This window comes from Burkholderia sp. LS-044, assembly GCF_004803625.1.
Lineage (GTDB): Bacteria > Pseudomonadota > Gammaproteobacteria > Burkholderiales > Burkholderiaceae > Burkholderia > Burkholderia cepacia.
The window spans coordinates 168741-184512 of sequence record NZ_SSWO01000015.1 but is presented as its reverse complement, the minus strand read 5'-3'; the positions used below and the strand labels follow the sequence as shown (position 1 = coordinate 184512).

Annotated in this window: 13 protein-coding genes and 1 pseudogene; 6 read left to right on the top strand and 8 right to left on the bottom strand. The window is 66.9% G+C overall.

Translation table 11 applies throughout. The annotated features are described in order from the left end of the window. Positions 1–105: 105 nt before the first annotated feature. The 4 genes from E9536_RS31275 (at position 106) to E9536_RS31260 (ending at position 3636) form a co-directional block, all read left to right on the top strand. Entirely contained in the window at positions 106–1095 is a 990-nt protein-coding gene (locus tag E9536_RS31275) for an RDD family protein (protein WP_136471976.1), read from the top strand. 222 nt (positions 1096–1317) lie between these two features. Then, positions 1318–1530, top strand: a complete 213-nt coding sequence (locus E9536_RS31270; protein ID WP_136471974.1) for a hypothetical protein — start codon at positions 1318–1320, stop codon at positions 1528–1530. Positions 1531–1690: 160 nt separating this feature from the next. Continuing rightward, positions 1691–2500, top strand: a complete 810-nt coding sequence (gene blaOXA / locus E9536_RS31265) for an OXA-1043 family class D beta-lactamase (protein ID WP_136471972.1) — start codon at positions 1691–1693, stop codon at positions 2498–2500. Beyond that, complete coding sequence (locus E9536_RS31260; protein WP_060373288.1) at positions 2497–3636, top strand: acyltransferase; 1140 nt, start codon at positions 2497–2499, stop codon at positions 3634–3636. The genes blaOXA and E9536_RS31260 overlap by 4 nt, the downstream gene beginning before the upstream one ends. 153 nt (positions 3637–3789) lie before the next feature. Here the strand turns inward: E9536_RS31260 and E9536_RS31255 are convergent, their stop codons facing one another. The 6 genes from E9536_RS31255 to E9536_RS31230 all read right to left on the bottom strand — a co-directional run bounded on the left by E9536_RS31255 (position 3790) and on the right by E9536_RS31230 (position 10830). Continuing rightward, the gene (locus E9536_RS31255) at positions 3790–4455 is read right to left on the bottom strand and encodes a hypothetical protein (RefSeq protein WP_136471971.1); all 666 of its coding nucleotides are present in this window, start codon (positions 4453–4455) and stop codon (positions 3790–3792) included. A 16-nt stretch (positions 4456–4471) separates the two neighbouring features. Further along, on the bottom strand, positions 4472–5863 hold the full coding sequence (locus E9536_RS31250) for an alkaline phosphatase (protein ID WP_136471970.1): 1392 nt from the start codon (positions 5861–5863) through the stop codon (positions 4472–4474). 32 nt (positions 5864–5895) lie between these two features. After that, positions 5896–7335 (bottom strand): alkaline phosphatase, encoded by a 1440-nt coding sequence (locus E9536_RS31245; RefSeq protein ID WP_059498231.1) that lies wholly within the window; start codon positions 7333–7335, stop codon positions 5896–5898. Between the two features lie 154 nt (positions 7336–7489). Then, positions 7490–8080: a methyltransferase domain-containing protein gene (locus E9536_RS31240; RefSeq protein ID WP_059696093.1), complete on the bottom strand. Its 591-nt coding sequence runs from the start codon at positions 8078–8080 to the stop codon at positions 7490–7492. A 243-nt stretch (positions 8081–8323) separates the two neighbouring features. Continuing rightward, positions 8324–10045: a ubiquinone-dependent pyruvate dehydrogenase gene (gene poxB / locus E9536_RS31235; RefSeq protein ID WP_060373292.1), complete on the bottom strand. Its 1722-nt coding sequence runs from the start codon at positions 10043–10045 to the stop codon at positions 8324–8326. 257 nt (positions 10046–10302) lie between these two features. Beyond that, positions 10303–10830, bottom strand: coding sequence for an Lrp/AsnC family transcriptional regulator (locus E9536_RS31230; protein WP_027789923.1), 528 nt, complete (start codon positions 10828–10830; stop codon positions 10303–10305). A 163-nt stretch (positions 10831–10993) separates the two neighbouring features. Here E9536_RS31230 and mdeB point away from each other — a divergent pair, with 163 nt between their 5' ends. Beyond that, positions 10994–13720, top strand: coding sequence for an alpha-ketoglutarate dehydrogenase (gene mdeB / locus E9536_RS31225; protein WP_136471968.1), 2727 nt, complete (start codon positions 10994–10996; stop codon positions 13718–13720). Positions 13721–13779: 59 nt separating this feature from the next. On the opposite strand, the pseudogene E9536_RS31220 reads toward mdeB, so the two are convergent. Together E9536_RS31220 and E9536_RS31215 are read right to left on the bottom strand one after the other, a co-directional pair. Beyond that, positions 13780–13893: pseudogene (locus E9536_RS31220) on the bottom strand (RES domain-containing protein); the annotation flags it as partial. 126 nt (positions 13894–14019) lie between these two features. Beyond that, the gene (locus tag E9536_RS31215; RefSeq protein WP_059696097.1) at positions 14020–14520 is read right to left on the bottom strand and encodes an Lrp/AsnC ligand binding domain-containing protein; all 501 of its coding nucleotides are present in this window, start codon (positions 14518–14520) and stop codon (positions 14020–14022) included. Positions 14521–14711: 191 nt separating this feature from the next. Between E9536_RS31215 and E9536_RS31210 the strand changes: the two genes are divergently transcribed. Beyond that, entirely contained in the window at positions 14712–15728 is a 1017-nt protein-coding gene (locus tag E9536_RS31210; protein WP_136471966.1) for a 1-aminocyclopropane-1-carboxylate deaminase, read from the top strand. The last annotated feature ends 44 nt before the right edge of the window (positions 15729–15772 follow it).

Sequence of the window (15772 nt, the reverse complement as noted above, 5' to 3'; positions counted from 1 at the left end):
TCTGCCTGTCACCGTCGGGGCAGCATCGGCATCAACCATCCCGCGGCCGCGAGCCGCAACGAGCCCGAACGGCTCGACGACCACAACGCATCGGGGGCGACGACAATGGAGCGCAATGAAAACCAACAATCGCACGGCGCCGCAGGCTTCTGGCGACGAACCGCCGCCTTTTCGATCGATTCATTCATTCTCGGACTGATCGGGCTGGCAATCGCGATCCTGTTCTTCGATGCCCTTTCGACGATCGGCGATTGGGGAAGGCTGATCGGCTTCCTGATCGGTTCCATTTACTTTGGCCTGCTCGAAGGCGGAAATCGGCACCAGTCGTTCGGCAAGCGGCTAATGAAGATCCGTGTTGCCGATAGCGCCGCGCCTGGCGCATCCGGTCCAGGGTACTGTCGCGCCTGGGCACGGTACGCGCTGATCGCCGTTCCGCTGATACTCGGCGGCATCGGCTTTATCGACCTGCCCGCGCTTCACGATCCGGGCATGCAATGGCTCGCCACCGCAAACAGCGCAATCATGTTCTTCTGGGGCATGGCATTGCTGTATCTGCTCGTTTTCAACAGGCCGAGCCGCCAATCCATACAAGATCTGCTCACCGCCAGCAGGGTCGTGCGTGTCGCGGTGCCCGTCGAGGATACCGCTCCGGTTGGCCGGAGGCACTGGGCAATCCTGGCCGGCGTTGCCGTGCTTCTGTTCGTCGGCAGTCGTTTTGCGGTAACGCGGCTGATCGATGACGATCGCATGGACGACGTCCGTCAGATCCAGCGTGCGACATCCACAGTTCCGGGCGTGATCCAGAGCGACGTCTGGATCGGCAACATACGTGCGGTCGGCCCGGCTGGCCAGACGTCGAAAGCGGTCGCCACCATCACCGTGCTCTCGAGCACGCCGACGCTGCTGAACAAGGCCGGAGCGACCGCGGTTGCACACGCAGCGCTTTCCGCATCGACCTGGCTGCGGCAGCAGGATCTCGTCAACGTGGTGAGCGTCCGCGCGGTCAATCTTGGCATAGCGACGTGGCGAAACCAGTTTTTCATGGGTCGCTCGCCGGCCGACTGGGCCGCAACCGCCAGCAACGGGGTGACGTGATGAAGCGGGCGTTACCGCATCCAGCTCGATTGCGCCATGCCCGTCCGCAGGACGAAAGCAGGCGGGCGCGAAGCGGGAGCGACGGTGCCAACGCCAGCGCACGCGGCCAGTGATTGCGGCGATCGCAGCCCATGCGGGGCAATCGTCGGGAGCCGACAAGCCGTATCATGGCGCCAGTTGAACATGATTGAACGCACATCCACACACAACGGAACATCCTGAATGAGTGACATCGGCATCGACCTGCCGATCTGGGTCATCCCGGTCCTTTACGGCGCCATCTACTGGCCGGTGACGCTCTTTTTCGGATCCTTCTGCCTGTATGTCGGCGTGACTCGCCTGCGCGGCATCGGTCGTATTGCCTTCATCGTCATCGCGCTCCCGCTCATCGCCGTTGCGTGCCTCGGGATCTATTACGCCCTTGCCGGATATTGAGCAACGGCGCATTGCCCCGCGACTGCTCGATATCCGCGGATATCCGGGTTCGATCGTGTCATCCCGTGTCATGAAGCGCCTGCCGCCCGTCAATCGTGACAGGTCGACAGCCGGCGATCCGTCGATACACTGTGTGCCGCCCCATCCCAAGGAGTGTCACTTGAAGCACTGTCGCCGCGCGCTGTTCACCCTCGCCGCCGGCCTTCTGGCCAGCGCGACTTCCGATGCCCGCCCCGTCTGCACCGTCGTCGCCGACGCCGCCACCGGCCAGATGCTCGTGCAGCAAGGCGACTGCGCGACCCGCGTCACGCCCGCGTCGACGTTCAAGATCGCCATCAGCCTGATGGGCTTCGATGCGGGCGTCCTGAAGGACGCGCACACACCGACGCTCGAGTTCCACACCGGCTATCCCGACTGGGGCGGCGCGCCGTGGCGCGAGCCGACCGATCCGGCGCGCTGGATGAAGCTGTCGGTGTTCTGGTACTCGCAGCAGGTCACCCAGGCGCTCGGGCAGGCGCGCTTCCAGCAGTACACGACCGCATTCGGCTACGGCAACGCGGACGTGACCAGCCGGCAGGGTGAACTGAACAGTGTGATGGGCGCATGGGTCAACGCGTCGCTGCGCATCTCGCCGCTCGAACAGGTCGGCTTCATGCGCAAGATCGCGAACCGGACGCTGCCCGTCAGCGCGCACGCGTACGACATGACCGAGCGCATCACGCTGATCGACACGCAGCCCGGCGGCTGGATCGTGCACGGCAAGACGGGCACCGGGTCGCCGGGGCGCAAGTACGATGCGTCGCATGCGTACGGCTGGTTCGTCGGCTGGGCGGCCAAAGGGCCGCGCACGCTCGCGTTCGCGTACCTGATACAGGACGACGAGCGGCAGACGCCGAACGCCGGCCTGCGCGCACGCGACACGTTCCTGGCGACGCTGCCCGCCCTCGCCGAACCGGGCAGGCCGCAATGAGCGCCGGCCCGCGCAACGCGCGGATCGACCTGCTGCGCGGCGTGTCGATCGTGCTCGTCCTGCTGCATCACTTCAACATCCCCTACTCGCTGCGTGAGACGTCGCTCGCGCGCGTATTCGGCTGGGAAACGGTGCATGCGGTGGTGCGCAACGGCAACTACGGCGTGACGATGTTCTTCGCGATCTCGGGCTACCTGATCACGTCGAATGCGCGGCACCGCTGGGGCAACCTCGGCGCGGTCGACGTGCGCGCGTTCTACGTGTCGCGCATCGCGCGCATCGTCCCGTGCCTGCTCCTGCTGCTCGCGCTCGTCAACGGCCTCGCGGCGGCCGGCGTGCCGATCTTCCGGAACCACGCGCCGGAGGGCGTCGCCGTGTCGTTCTGGCTCGTGAATCTCGCGTCGCTGACGTTCTGGATGAACGTGCTGATCGGCGCATACGGGTGGGTCAACTACGCGCTCGGCGTGCTGTGGTCGCTGTCGGTCGAAGAGGTGTTCTACCTGTCGTTTCCGCTGCTGTGCATCGCGCTGCGCCGCGATGCGCGGCTGGTCGCGTTCTGGGTGGCCGTCGCCGCGATCGGGCCCGTGTACCGCTTCACGCACGCCGGCGACGAAGGCGGGTTCCTCTATGCGTACTTCGCGTCGTTCGACGGGATCGCGATCGGCTGCTGCACCGCGTTGCTGGCCGAGCGCAAAAGCTGGCAGCGACTCGCCGCGCCGCTCGTGCAGGGGCTCGTCGCAGCGGCGATGGCCGCGCTGTATCTGGCCTGGCCGATCGCGGAAAGCCACGTCGCCGGCGTCACCGCGATGGCGCTCGGCACGGCCGTGCTGCTGATCGGCGCGCACGTCAACGGCACGCGCGCGCAGGGCCGCCTGCTCGCGCCGTTGCGCCGGGCCGGCACGCTGAGCTACGAGCTGTACCTGTTTCACCTGATCGTGCTCGGCGGGCTGCGCACATTCTGGCCGCCGTCGGCCACGCATGGCGACACCCGGCTGCTGTTGCTGATCGCGTATCTGGCGTTGTCGGCAGTGCTGAGCGCGGCGATCGCGCGCGGCTATGCGACACCGCTCGACCGCTTCATCAAGCGGGTCGCGTCGCGGCCGTCAACGCGCGTGCCGGACGGCGCGCGGTTCTAGCGGATCGTCGGCCGCCCCTGCCGGGTGACACGACTTCGGAAAGAGAAGAAAGCGGCCAGCACCCGGCCTGACCGCAAACCCCGCGTACGCATCGTACGATCGACCGGGCGACAGAAGCCGTTGGGTGATCGGTAGCGTGTCGCCGCCCGCCGGTCAATCCAGATAGTCGGCGTATTCCTTGCGCGCGTAGCGGGCGAGCGTCGTCCACGGCGGCGGCTCGCGCCGCGCGGCCGGCGCCGGTGTCAACGTCAGCTTGCGCACGACGCGGCCGTCGGCACTCCGGTATTCGACCGACAGCGGCGCCTGCAGCGTCTCGCTCCACAGGATCCGGTTCACGCCGCGCGCGCCGGGCGTATCGACCGCCTGCTCGTACCAGAGGGTGCCGGGCGCGTCACCGCGCTTCGCGACCGCGAGCCGCTTCAGCTGCGACGGCGGCGTGACGTAGTACGCGTTGTCCCACGAGCCGTCGAAGCCCGTGGTTTCGTACTCGGCCGGCGGCACGCTGACGACCGTCCGGTTCGCCGCATCGACGTACTCGATGCGGGCCGTCTTGCCGTCGTAAGTCACATGCCGTGCAGCCGCCTGGAAGTTGAAATGCCTGTGGCCCGCGTGGGCGGCCGCCGCGGCCGGCAGCACGCGTTCGACCCACACGTGCCCGTCGCGCCGCACCATCCGTTCGCGATACAGCGTCGTGCGCGTCACGCCGTCGGCCGTCACCGTTCGGCTCTCGTGCAGCAGCACGGCGTCGAGATCGGCCGCTGCACAAGCCGGCAGTGCAATCATCCCGCAGGCGAGCGCACAGAGGATCCGGCGTTTCATCGTGCCATCTCCTGCCTCAGAACCCGAACGCCGAGCGCACGAGACCGAACACCTTCGTGTTGTCGATCGTGCCCTTGAACGCCTTCGCATCGGCGCCGTCGGCGAACAGCATCACGTCGCCGCCGCCGTGCGTTTCCGAACCGGCGCTGCCCATCCGCACGCCGACTTCCTGCAGATACGCATCGTTCGTCGCGGTGGCCGAATCGACCGACGCGCGCACGTTCGGCCGGTTCGCGCCGTTGCCGAACACCAGCGTCGTGTAGGTATTGCCGTCGGCGTCCTTGCTCGGCTGGCCGTCGCGATAGTTGCGGCTGATGTCGAGAATCGGGTTACCGCGCTTCGAATAGCCGTTGATCGTCATCGTGTGGTCGTGGTCGGCCGTCACGACGATCAGCGTGTTCGACAGGTCGACCTTCGACAGCGCGACGCGGATCGCTTCGTCGAATGCCGCCGTATCCTCGAGCGCGCGCTTCGCGTTGGTGCCGTGCAGCGCGTGATCGATCCGGCCGCCTTCGACCATCAGGAAATAGCCGTTCGAATTCTTCGACAGCACGTCGATCGCCTTCGACGTCATCTCGGCAAGGCTCGGCTGCGACGGCCCTTCGCCCTTGCCCGCGACGCGGTCCAGTTCGTACTCGAGATGGCTCGTCGAACTGAACAGGCCGACCAGCTTGCCGTTGCCGGCCTGCGCGAGCTGATCCTTCGTCGCGACGACCGTGTAGCCCTTCGCCTTCATCTCGTTGAGCAGGTTGCGCCCGTCCGCGCGGCCGCGCTTGTTGGCCACCGGATCGAACGGCGTCCAGTGGTTGCGGCCGCCGCCCATCAGCACGTCGACGCCGTCGCCGAGCGCCGCGTTGTAGCCCGCGCCGCCCGGCGCCGCCTGCGCGGCGATATCGTATTGCGCGTCGCGATGGCAGATGTGCGAATAGGTCGCGGCAGGCGTCGCGTGCGTGAGCTCGGTCGTCGTGATCGCGCCGACCGCCTTGCCGCGCGCCTTCGCCAGCTCCAGCAGCGTCGCGACCGGCTGGCCGTTGCCCGGCGCGCAGTTGTTGACCGTCTTGTTGCCGTTCGCGTCGCTGCCCGGTGCAACCGCGCGCGTGTCGGACGACATCGACAGCACTTCGTTGTTCATCTTCACGCCGGTCATGTACGCGGCCATCGACGGCGCGCTGTCGGTCGTCTGCGCGTCGTTCGAGAAGGTCTTGACACGCGCGGTGCGCGCCAGCTTCTCCATCGTCAGTTGTCCCGACTCACCGACCTTGTAGATCCGGCTCGCCGTCACGGTCGTCGGCCCCATGCCGTCGCCGAGAAAGAAAATCACGTTCTTCGCCTGGCCGGCGGCCTGCGCCGCGCCGCATGCGAAACCCGCGACGGCCAGCGCCGCCGCGATGCACTTGATGGTCGACATCCTGTATTCCCCTGTACCCGTATGGTCGGCGCTCACAGCTGCACCGCGTTGCGCACCAGCTCGAAGACCTTGTTGTTCTCGATCACGCCGTGGAACGCATCCGCGCCGCGGCCGATCGCACCGAGGAACACATCGGTGCCGCCGTGCGTCTCGTTGCCCTTGTCCATTCGCACGACCGCCTCCTGGCGATAGTCGTCGGCGCCCGTCACCGCGTCGGTGAGCGCGGTGCCCGCGCGGCTGCCCTGCACGCGGTTCTCGCCGTTGCCGAAGCCGATGATCGTGTACGGCGCGCCGTCCGCGTCCTTCGCGACCGCGCCCGTCTGGTAGTTGCGCAGCACGCCCAGCACGCCGGCCTTGCCCGCCTCGGTCTTGCCGGTGCGCGCCGCATAACCGTTCAGCACCAGCGTGTGGTCGTGGTCGGCCGTGACGACGATCAGCGTGTTCTTCAGATCGGGATCGGTCTTGCGCACCTTGTCGAGCGTGGCCTTGATCGCGTTGTCGAACGCGACCGTGTCCTGCAGTGCGCGCTTCGCATTGGTGTCGTGCAGCGCGTGGTCGATCCGGCCGCCTTCGACCATCAGGAAATAACCGTTCGGATTCTTCTGCAGCACGTCGAGCGCACGCGTCGCCATGTCGGTGAGGCTCGGCTCCTTCGTCGCGCCGCGATCGAGGTCGTAGCTCATGTGGCTCGACGAGAACAGGCCGACCAGCTTGCCGCTCTTCGTCGCATCGGCGGCCAGCAGGTCGTCGCGGTTCTGCGCGAACGCATAACCCTTCGCCTTCAGCTCGTTGACGAGGTTGCGGCCGTCGGTGCGCTTGCCGCCGCCGTCCTTCGGCACGAAGAATTGCGTGCCGCCGCCGAGCACGACGTCGACGCCGTCGCCCAGCGCGCCGTTGTAGCCCGCGCCGCCCGGCACGAGCTGCGCCGCGATGTCGTTCTCGGCGTCGCGATGGCACACGTGCGCATACGTCGCAGCGGGCGTGGCGTGCGTGACGCGCGTGGTCGTCACGACACCGGTGGCCATGCCCTTCGCCTTCGCGATCTCCAGCAGCGTCGTCGCCGATTTGCCGTTGTTCGCGCCGCAATTGCCGGTCAGGCTCGCGCTCGGCTCGATCGCCTTCGTGTCGGGCGACATCGAGATCACTTCGTTGTTGGTCTTCACGCCGGTCATGTACGCCGACATCGACGGCGCGCTGTCCGTCACCTGCGCATCGTTCGAATAGGTCTTCACGAACGCGGTTTCCGGCAGCGTATCGATCGTGAGCGCACCGTCTTCACCGACACCGTAGATGCGTGCGGCCGTCAGCGTCGTCATCCCCATGCCGTCGCCGAGGAAGAAGATCACGTTGCGCGCGGCCGTCTGAACGGGCGGCTGGGTGGGCGACGTGCTGGTCGGGCCGTCGTCGCTGCCGCATCCGGCGAGCGCAAAGGCGCCCGCGCACAGCAGCGCCGCCGTTTTGATTCGATTCATGGTGCCGGTTCTCCCCGCCGTTGATGCTTTCGAAATGAAAGGCGATGGTAGGAACCGGATGTGACGTCAATGTGAATGGAAACTGGAAGGTAGCGAATGAATGATGAAAGGACGCAGCGAGGCGCCACCGCCGGGCGCCGCGCGTGCTGCGGCGTCATTCCGCGTGTTCGGCGGCGAGGTTGCGCACGGTCACGATGCGCGCAGGCGGAATGTTCGCCCAGACGATCCGGCTGCCGCAGGCGACAAATGCCGGATCGCCCAGCGGATGCCGCCCGGGCGGCCGCAGGTCGTACGTGAACTGGATCATCACGCCGTCGGCCGACAGCACGCGATGGCACTGGCCGACGATCGCCGTCACGTCCTGGCGCGGCAGCGTGCGCAGCGGCAGGCACGACACGATCGCGTCGACGCGCGCGTCGGGCGGCAGCAGGCGTTCGAGCTGCCGCGCGTCGCCCGACACGATCGAGATGCCCGGAAAACGTCGCCGCAGATGCTGGACGAACGCCGGCGAACGCTCGACCACGACGAGCCGCCGCGGCGCGACGCCGCGTTCGAGCAAGGCCGCGGTGATCGCGCCGGTGCCGCCGCCGAGCTCGACGACCAGCCCGTCGCCGTCCGGCACCGCGTCGGCCATCTCGCGCGCCAGCTGCCGCGAACTCGGGCACAACGCGCCCACCGCGGCCGGACGGCCGACCCACTCGCGCACGAACAGTGCCGAGACACGCCACGCGTTCGGCCAGATCATGGGCAGCCCTTGAGCGATTGCGCCGCCGGCAACGACGCGCCAAAGACTTCATGGAACAGGGCTACGGCGACACGGGGCTTCGGCATGCGCATCCTCCTGGACGAATCGGTCCGTCGCGGGAAGCGCGACGATCAAATCGATTCTAGGAAACGCAAACTTAAGGCGACGTGAAGATTGACCCTGATTCCCCTGATCAATTCGTACCGGATCAACCGCCGACGCCCGCCCCGTGCGCGGCGCGTCTCACCGCAGGTTGGTTCTCGCCAGCTCGACGATCTCGTCGCCGCGCCCGCTGAGGATCGCGCGCAGCATGAACAGGCTGAAGCCCTTCGCATGCGCGAGTTCGATCTTCGGCGGCATCGCGAGCTCGTACTTCGACGTGACGACGTCGACGACGGCCGGCCCGTCATGCGCGAACGCCGTGCGCAGCGCTTCCTCGACGTTCTCCGAGTGCTCGACCCGCACGCTGAAGATGCCCGCACCCTTCGCGATCGCCGCGAAATCGGTCGGGCTCAGGTCGACGTTCGTATCCAGATAGCCGGCCGCCTTCAGCTCCATCGACACGAAGCCGAGCAGGCTGTTGTTGTACACGACGATCTTGACCGGCAGCTTGAGCTGGCGTGCGGTGAGCAGGTCGCCGAGCAGCATCGACAGCCCGCCGTCGCCGGACAGCGACACCACCTGCCGCCCCGGATGCGCGCCCTGCGCGCCGAGCGCCTGCGGCATCGCATTCGCCATCGAGCCGTGATTGAACGAACCGTGCAGTTGCCGCTTGCCGTTCATCGTCAGGTAGCGCGCGGCCCACAGCGTCGGCGTGCCGACGTCGGCCGTGAAGATCGCGTCCTCCGCCGCGACTTCGTCGACGATCTTCGTCAGGTATTGCGGATGAATCGCGCGGCCCGGCGGCTCGGCCACCGCGAGATCGTCGAGCCCCTTGCGCGCGGCCGCGTAGTGCTTCAGCGCATTCTCGAGGAAACGCCGCTGCGTCTTGCGCGTCAGGCGCGGCAGCAGCGCCGCGATCGTTTCCTTCACGGTGCCGACGAGACCCAGCGCGAGCGGTGCACGATGGCCGAGCTGCGAGCCTTTCCAGTCGATCTGCACGACCTTCGCGTTCGACGGATAGAACGGCCGGTACGGAAAATCCGTGCCGAGCATCAGCAGCGTGTCGCACGATTCCATCGCGTGATAGCCCGAGCTGAAGCCGATCAGCCCCGTCATCCCGACGTCGAACGGGTTGTCCCATTCGACGAACTGCTTGCCGCGCAGCGCATGCACGACCGGCGCGCCGAGCGTGTCGGCCAGCGCGACCACCTCGTCGTGCGCGCCCTGCGTGCCGCTGCCGCACAGCAGCGTGACCGCGTCGGACGCGTTGAGCAGCGCCGCGAGCCGATCGAGATCGGCGTCGGCCGGCAGGATCGACGGCGGCGCCGATTCGCTCCAGGCCGGCGCTTCGTCCGGGCCGTCGCCCAGCGCGATGTCGCCCGGCAGCACGATCACCGCGACGCCGCGCTCGTCGATCGCGGTGCGCATCGCGCGCGCGAGCACGCGCGGGAACTGCGATGCGTTCGTCACGAGTTCCGCGAAGTGGCTGCACTCGCGGAACAGCTCCTGCGGATGCGTTTCCTGGAAGTAGCCGAGGCCGATCTCGGTCGACGGGATGTGCGCGGCAATCGCGAGCACCGGCTGATGATTGCGGTGGCAGTCGTAGAGGCCGTTGATCAGGTGCAGGTTGCCGGGGCCGCAACTGCCCGCGCACACCGCGAGCCGGCCGGTCGACGCGGCATCCGCGCCGGCCGCGAACGCGGCGCTTTCCTCGTGCCGCGTATGCATCCAGCGGATCGAGCCGATCTGGCTCAAGCTGAACGACAGGCCGTTCAGGCTGTCGCCCGTCACGCCCCAGATACGCTCGACGCCCGCTGCCGCCAGCGTCTTCGCCAGGTATTCCGCCATCGTCTGTCTAGCCATCATGCCCTCGCTCGTTGATCGGTCGTCACACGATTGATCCGGCAACGGCGGCCGCCGTTGCCGCTGACGGGACGAGCATACGCGATCGTGCCGCGCGGCGTCGTGACGATGCAAGCGCCCTGCACGCCGCTGCGGCAGCGATCCGTCGCGCCGCACGCCGCCCCTTTCGACGGCGTCGGGCAATCGTCGGCGCTTTGTCATGGTTCCGATTGCAGTCGGCAGCCGGAAACCGGGCAGGGGCGCCTGCGGCTCCCCGCTCAGCTCCAGTCGGATGCCGCCTCGTCCGGATCGACGAGCGTCAGTCCGGACGCCGGCAACGGCAGCGCGGTCTTGTAGCGCACCTGCTTCAGCGCGAAGCTCGACCGGATGTTCGATACACCGGGGATCGTCGTCAGTCGCTCGATGATGAAACGCTCGAGCGTGCGCATGTCGGGCATCACGACGCGCAGCAGGTAGTCGGCGTCGCCCGACATCAGGTAGCACTCCATCACCTCGGGCCGCTGCGAGATCGCTTCCTCGAAGCGCTGCAGCGCGTCCTCGACCTGCTTCTCGAGGCTGACCTGGATGAACACGTTGATCCGCAGCCCGAGCGGCTCGGGGTCGAGCAGCGTGACCTGCTGCCGGAACAGCCCGAGCTTCTCCAGCGCGCGCACGCGGTTGAAGCACGGCGTGGCCGACAGGTTCACCGCACGCGCGAGTTCCGCGTTCGTGATCCGCGCGTTCTGCTGCAGCTGGTTCAGGATGCCGATGTCGATGCGGTCGAGCCGCCGCGGGTTTGAACTCATGGTCGAAATATTCCGGAAGAGTGGCCACAACCGGAATATTTACACTATCGGCGCGCGAAATCCCAATGAAATCAGACGCATATTTTGCAGATCGGCGGGTAGCATGATCCGACCGATTGCCACTGATGCGCGCCGCTTCGAACCGGCGCGCGGGAGACCTGCGATGACGGACCTGTCGAACGGTATCGATGCCACGCGGCGCGCGGGCGGCGCTCACAACGACACCGACCCTGAAGAAACCGCCGAATGGCTGGAGGCGCTCGACGCCGTCGTCGCGCACGTGGGCAAGGAGCGCGCCCAGTACCTGCTCGGCCAGCTCGCCGCGCATGCGCACACCCGCGGGCTCGCGGCGCCGCGCGGCCCGGTCACGCCGTACGTGAACACGATCGCCGCGCACGAGCAGCCGCCCTATCCGGGCGACGCCGATCTCGAGGAACGGCTGTCCGCGGCACTGCGCTGGAACGCGCTCGCGATGGTCGTGCGCGCGAACCGGGCGTACGGCGAGCTCGGCGGCCACATCGCGAGCTACGCGTCGGCATCCGACCTGTTCGAAGTCGGCTTCAACCACTTCTTCCGCGCGGCACCGGCCGGCGCGGGCCATGAAAGCGGCCCCGGCGGCGATCTCGTGTACTTCCAGCCGCATTCGTCGCCGGGCGTCTACGCACGTGCGTATCTCGAAGGCTTTCTCGGCGAAGACCATCTCACGCACTATCGCCGTGAAATCGCCGGGCCCGGGCTGTGTTCGTATCCGCATCCGTGGCTGATGCCCGACTTCTGGCAGTTCCCGACCGGCTCGATGGGCATCGGCCCGATCAACGCGATCTACCAGGCGCGCTTCATGCGCTACCTGCAGCATCGCGGGCTCGCGAACACCGCCGGCCGCACCGTGTGGGGCTTCTTCGGCGACGGCGAGATGGACGAGCCCGAATCGCTCGGCGCGCTGTCGCTCGCCGCCCGCGAGGGGCTCGACAACCTCGTGTTCGTGATCAACTGCAACCTGCAGCGGCTCGACGGACCGGTGCGCGGCAACGGCCGCGTGATCGACGAGCTCGAGGCGCTGTTCGCCGGCGCCGGCTGGAACACGATCAAGGTGCTGTGGGGTTCCGACTGGGATCCGCTGTTCGCACGCGATCACGCGGGCGCACTCGCGCGCGCGTTCGCCGATACCGTCGACGGCCAGTTCCAGACCTTCTCCGCGAACGACGGCGCGTACAACCGTGCGCGCTTCTTCAGCCGCGACCCGGCGCTCGAAGCGCTCGCCGCGCAGCTCACCGACGCCGAAATCGACCGCCTGCGCCGCGGCGGCCACGATGCACGCAAGCTGCACGCCGCATATACGCGCGCACTCGCCCATCGCGGCCAGCCGACCGTGATCCTCGCGAAGACGATGAAGGGTTACGGGATGGGTGCGGCCGGCCAGGGCCGGATGACGACCCACCAGCAGAAGAAGCTCGACGTCGACGATCTGAAGGCATTCCGCGACCGCTTCCGGTTGCCGCTGTCGGACGGCGACGTCGAGCAGCTGAAGTTTTACAAGCCAGCGGAAGACAGCCCGGAAATGCGTTACCTGCATGCCCGCCGGGCTGCCCTGGGAGGCTATCTGCCCAGAAGGCGGATGGCGGCATCGAAGGGGCTGACCGTCCCTTCGATGCCGGCCTGGGGTGCGTTCGCGCTGGATGCGGCCGGCCGCGAGATGTCGACGACGATGGCACTCGTGCGCATGCTTGCCGCGTTGATCAAGGATCGCGAGATCGGCCCGCGCATCGTGCCGATCGTGGCCGACGAAGCACGCACGTTCGGCATGGCGAGCCTGTTCCGGCAGGTCGGCATCTACTCGCCGCTCGGCCAGCGCTACGAACCCGAGGATCTCGGCTCGATGCTCTACTACCGCGAGGACACGCGCGGCCAGATTCTCGAGGAAGGGATTTCGGAAGCCGGCGCGGTGTCGTCGTGGATCGCCGCGGCGACGTCGTACAGCGTGCACGACCTGCCGATGCTGCCGTTCTACATCTACTACTCGATGTTCGGTTTCCAGCGTATCGGCGACCTGATCTGGGCGGCTGCCGACCAGCGCTCGCGCGGCTTCCTCGTCGGCGCGACGTCGGGCCGCACGACGCTCGGCGGCGAGGGCCTGCAGCACCAGGACGGCAGCAGCCATCTCGCGGCGTCGACGATTCCGAACTGCCGCGCGTACGACCCGGCGTTCGCGTACGAAGTCGCCACGATCGTCGATGCCGGCATGCGCGAGATGGTCGAGCAGCAGCGCGACGTGTTCTATTACGTGACCGTCATGAACGAGAACTACGCGCAGCCGTCGATGCCCGGCGACGATCCGGCCGCGCGTCGCGAAGGCATCCTGAAGGGCATGCACCGGCTGCCGGCCGAGTCGAACGCGACCGCGCGCGTGCAATTGTTCGGCGCGGGCGCGATTCTCGGCGAAGTGCTCGCCGCGCAGCGGATCCTGAAGGACGACTGGGGGATCGATGCGGCTGTCTGGAGCGTCACGAGCTTCAGCGAATTGCAGCGCGACGGGATGGAAGCCGAACGGCTGTCACGGCTCGGCGACGGCCCGGCATCGTCGTATGTCACGCGGATGCTCGAAGGCACGCACGGCCCGGTGGTCGCCGCGACCGACTACGTGCGCGCGGTGCCCGAGCTGATCCGCGCCTACGTGCCGCGCCGCTACGTGACGCTCGGCACCGACGGGTTCGGGCGCAGCGACACGCGCGATGCGCTGCGCGCGTTCTTCGAGGTCGATCGCGCGAGCATCGTGCTCGCCGCGCTGAAGGCGCTGGCCGATGACGGGGAACTCGATGCGGCGGTCGTGCGAGACGCACGCGAGCGTCTCGGCAAGACCTCGCCTCCAGGCGTCGCGCCGTGGCAGCGCTGACCGAGTGACGCGACCGGGCAGCAGCCGACGACGATTCGTCGACCAAAGCAATTCTTTGGTCAACCAAACAGGCGGGGATCCAGCACGAACGCTTCTTTGCCGATCACTTTCACGCTTGAAGCAAAATCCGCATGCAGCGGGTTCAGCAGCAAGTTGAAATCGGTCGGGCAAACGTGTGGTTGCTGCCATGGCGACTCCCAAATGGGTTGATTCAAATTCCCATTTGATACTCCCAATCGGGAGTTTTCAATCGACCAAACGGCATATCCGTCACCAACGGGAATCGACGGCGCTCCGCGCTACACCGGCAACGCGTGCGTCGACAGAATCTCCTTGAGCACCATGAACGAGCGCACCTGCCGCACGCCGGGCAGGTACAGCAACTGTTCGGCATGCAACCGGTTGAAGCTCTCGTTGTCGCGCGTGCGGACCAGCATGAAGTAGTCGAATTCGCCCGTCACCACGTGACACTCGACACACCCCGACACTTTCTGCGCGGCCTTCTCGAATTCGGCGAACGCCTCCGGCGTCGAGCGATCCAGCACGAAGCCGATCACGACCAGCATCCCGGCACCCAGCGGCTTCGGGTCGAGCAACGCGACGATGCCGCGAATCAATCCCATCTCCTTCAACCGCTCGACGCGCCGCAGACACGCCGGCGCGCTCAGCTTCACCTTCGCGGCAAGGCTCACGTTCGAAATCGACGCATCCTGCTGCAACTGCCGCAGGATCGCCCGGTCGATGCGATCGAGCGCCGGCGCGGCGTCAGCCGGGGATGCGCTACCGCGATCTAATTTCATTGCGTCTCCCATCCATTTTGCGAATCAAAATTATCTCGACTATCCATATCTCATCGATAACGTAGGTCCTCACCATTTATTTCGCAAGCTCATTTCGCGCCGTCCTGCCTATCATTTTTCCATCGGGACACGGCGTGCGAGCAGCACCCGACCGATCCGGTTTCCTGCCCACCTTCCCTCGGAGCTTGTCGATGAACCTGCAACGTTTCCCCCGTTATCCGCTTACGTTCGGCCCGACCCCGATCCAGCCGCTCAAGCGCCTGAGTGCGCATCTCGGCGGCAAGGTCGAGCTGTATGCGAAGCGCGAGGACTGCAACAGCGGCCTCGCATTCGGCGGCAACAAGACGCGCAAGCTCGAATACCTCGTGCCCGACGCGCTCGCGCAAGGTGCCGACACGCTCGTGTCGATCGGCGGCGTGCAGTCGAACCAGACGCGCCAGGTCGCGGCCGTCGCCGCGCATCTCGGGATGAAGTGCGTGCTCGTGCAGGAGCATTGGGTCAACTACGAGGATCCGGTATATGACCGCGTCGGCAACATCCAGCTGTCGCGGATGATGGGTGCCGACGTGCGGCTCGTCGCCGACGGTTTCGACATCGGCATTCGCCGCAGCTGGGAAGAAGCAATGGAAAGCGTGCGGCAAGCGGGCGGCAAGCCGTATCCGATACCGGCCGGGTGTTCCGAGCATCCTCTCGGCGGGCTCGGGTTCGTGGGCTTCGCGGAAGAAGTGCGGGAACAGGAAGCGCAGCTCGGCTTCAAGTTCGATTACATCGTGGTCTGCTCGGTCACGGGCAGCACGCAGGCGGGGATGGTCGTCGGCTTCGCGGCCGACGGACGCGCGGATCGCGTGATCGGCATCGACGCGTCGGCGACGCCCGAGCGCACGCACGAGCAGATCACGCGGATCGCACGGCACACGGCCGAGCTGGTCGGGCTGGGGCGCGATATCGAAGCGAAGGACGTGGTGCTCGACACGCGCTATGCCGGGCCGGAATACGGACTCCCGAACGATGGCACGCTGGAGGCGATTCGTCTGTGTGCGCGGCTGGAAGGCATGCTGACCGATCCCGTCTATGAAGGGAAATCGATGCATGGGATGATCGACAAGGTGCGGCGCGGGGAATTCGAGCCGGGGTCGAAGGTGCTGTATGCGCACCTTGGCGGGGTGCCGGCGTTGAGTGCTTACGCGGAGATCTTCCGCAACGGCTGATGGGTATCCGAAGTCGATCCGGCGCGCGATGGGCCAATTCCACG

Excerpts from the sequence above, each read along its gene's own strand:
- E9536_RS31215 (WP_059696097.1), bottom strand. The coding sequence starts at position 14,520 with ATGAAATTAGATCGCGGTAGCGCATCCCCGGCTGACGCCGCGCCGGCG.
- E9536_RS31275 (WP_136471976.1), top strand. The coding sequence starts at position 106 with ATGGAGCGCAATGAAAACCAACAATCGCACGGCGCCGCAGGCTTCTGG.
- E9536_RS31260 (WP_060373288.1), top strand. The coding sequence starts at position 2,497 with ATGAGCGCCGGCCCGCGCAACGCGCGGATCGACCTGCTGCGCGGCGTG.
- mdeB (WP_136471968.1), top strand. The coding sequence starts at position 10,994 with ATGACGGACCTGTCGAACGGTATCGATGCCACGCGGCGCGCGGGCGGC.
- E9536_RS31240 (WP_059696093.1), bottom strand. The coding sequence starts at position 8,080 with ATGATCTGGCCGAACGCGTGGCGTGTCTCGGCACTGTTCGTGCGCGAG.
- E9536_RS31230 (WP_027789923.1), bottom strand. The coding sequence starts at position 10,830 with ATGAGTTCAAACCCGCGGCGGCTCGACCGCATCGACATCGGCATCCTG.
- E9536_RS31210 (WP_136471966.1), top strand. The coding sequence starts at position 14,712 with ATGAACCTGCAACGTTTCCCCCGTTATCCGCTTACGTTCGGCCCGACC.
- E9536_RS31245 (WP_059498231.1), bottom strand. The coding sequence starts at position 7,335 with ATGAATCGAATCAAAACGGCGGCGCTGCTGTGCGCGGGCGCCTTTGCG.
- poxB (WP_060373292.1), bottom strand. The coding sequence starts at position 10,045 with ATGGCTAGACAGACGATGGCGGAATACCTGGCGAAGACGCTGGCGGCA.
- E9536_RS31255 (WP_136471971.1), bottom strand. The coding sequence starts at position 4,455 with ATGAAACGCCGGATCCTCTGTGCGCTCGCCTGCGGGATGATTGCACTG.
- E9536_RS31250 (WP_136471970.1), bottom strand. The coding sequence starts at position 5,863 with ATGTCGACCATCAAGTGCATCGCGGCGGCGCTGGCCGTCGCGGGTTTC.
- E9536_RS31270 (WP_136471974.1), top strand. The coding sequence starts at position 1,318 with ATGAGTGACATCGGCATCGACCTGCCGATCTGGGTCATCCCGGTCCTT.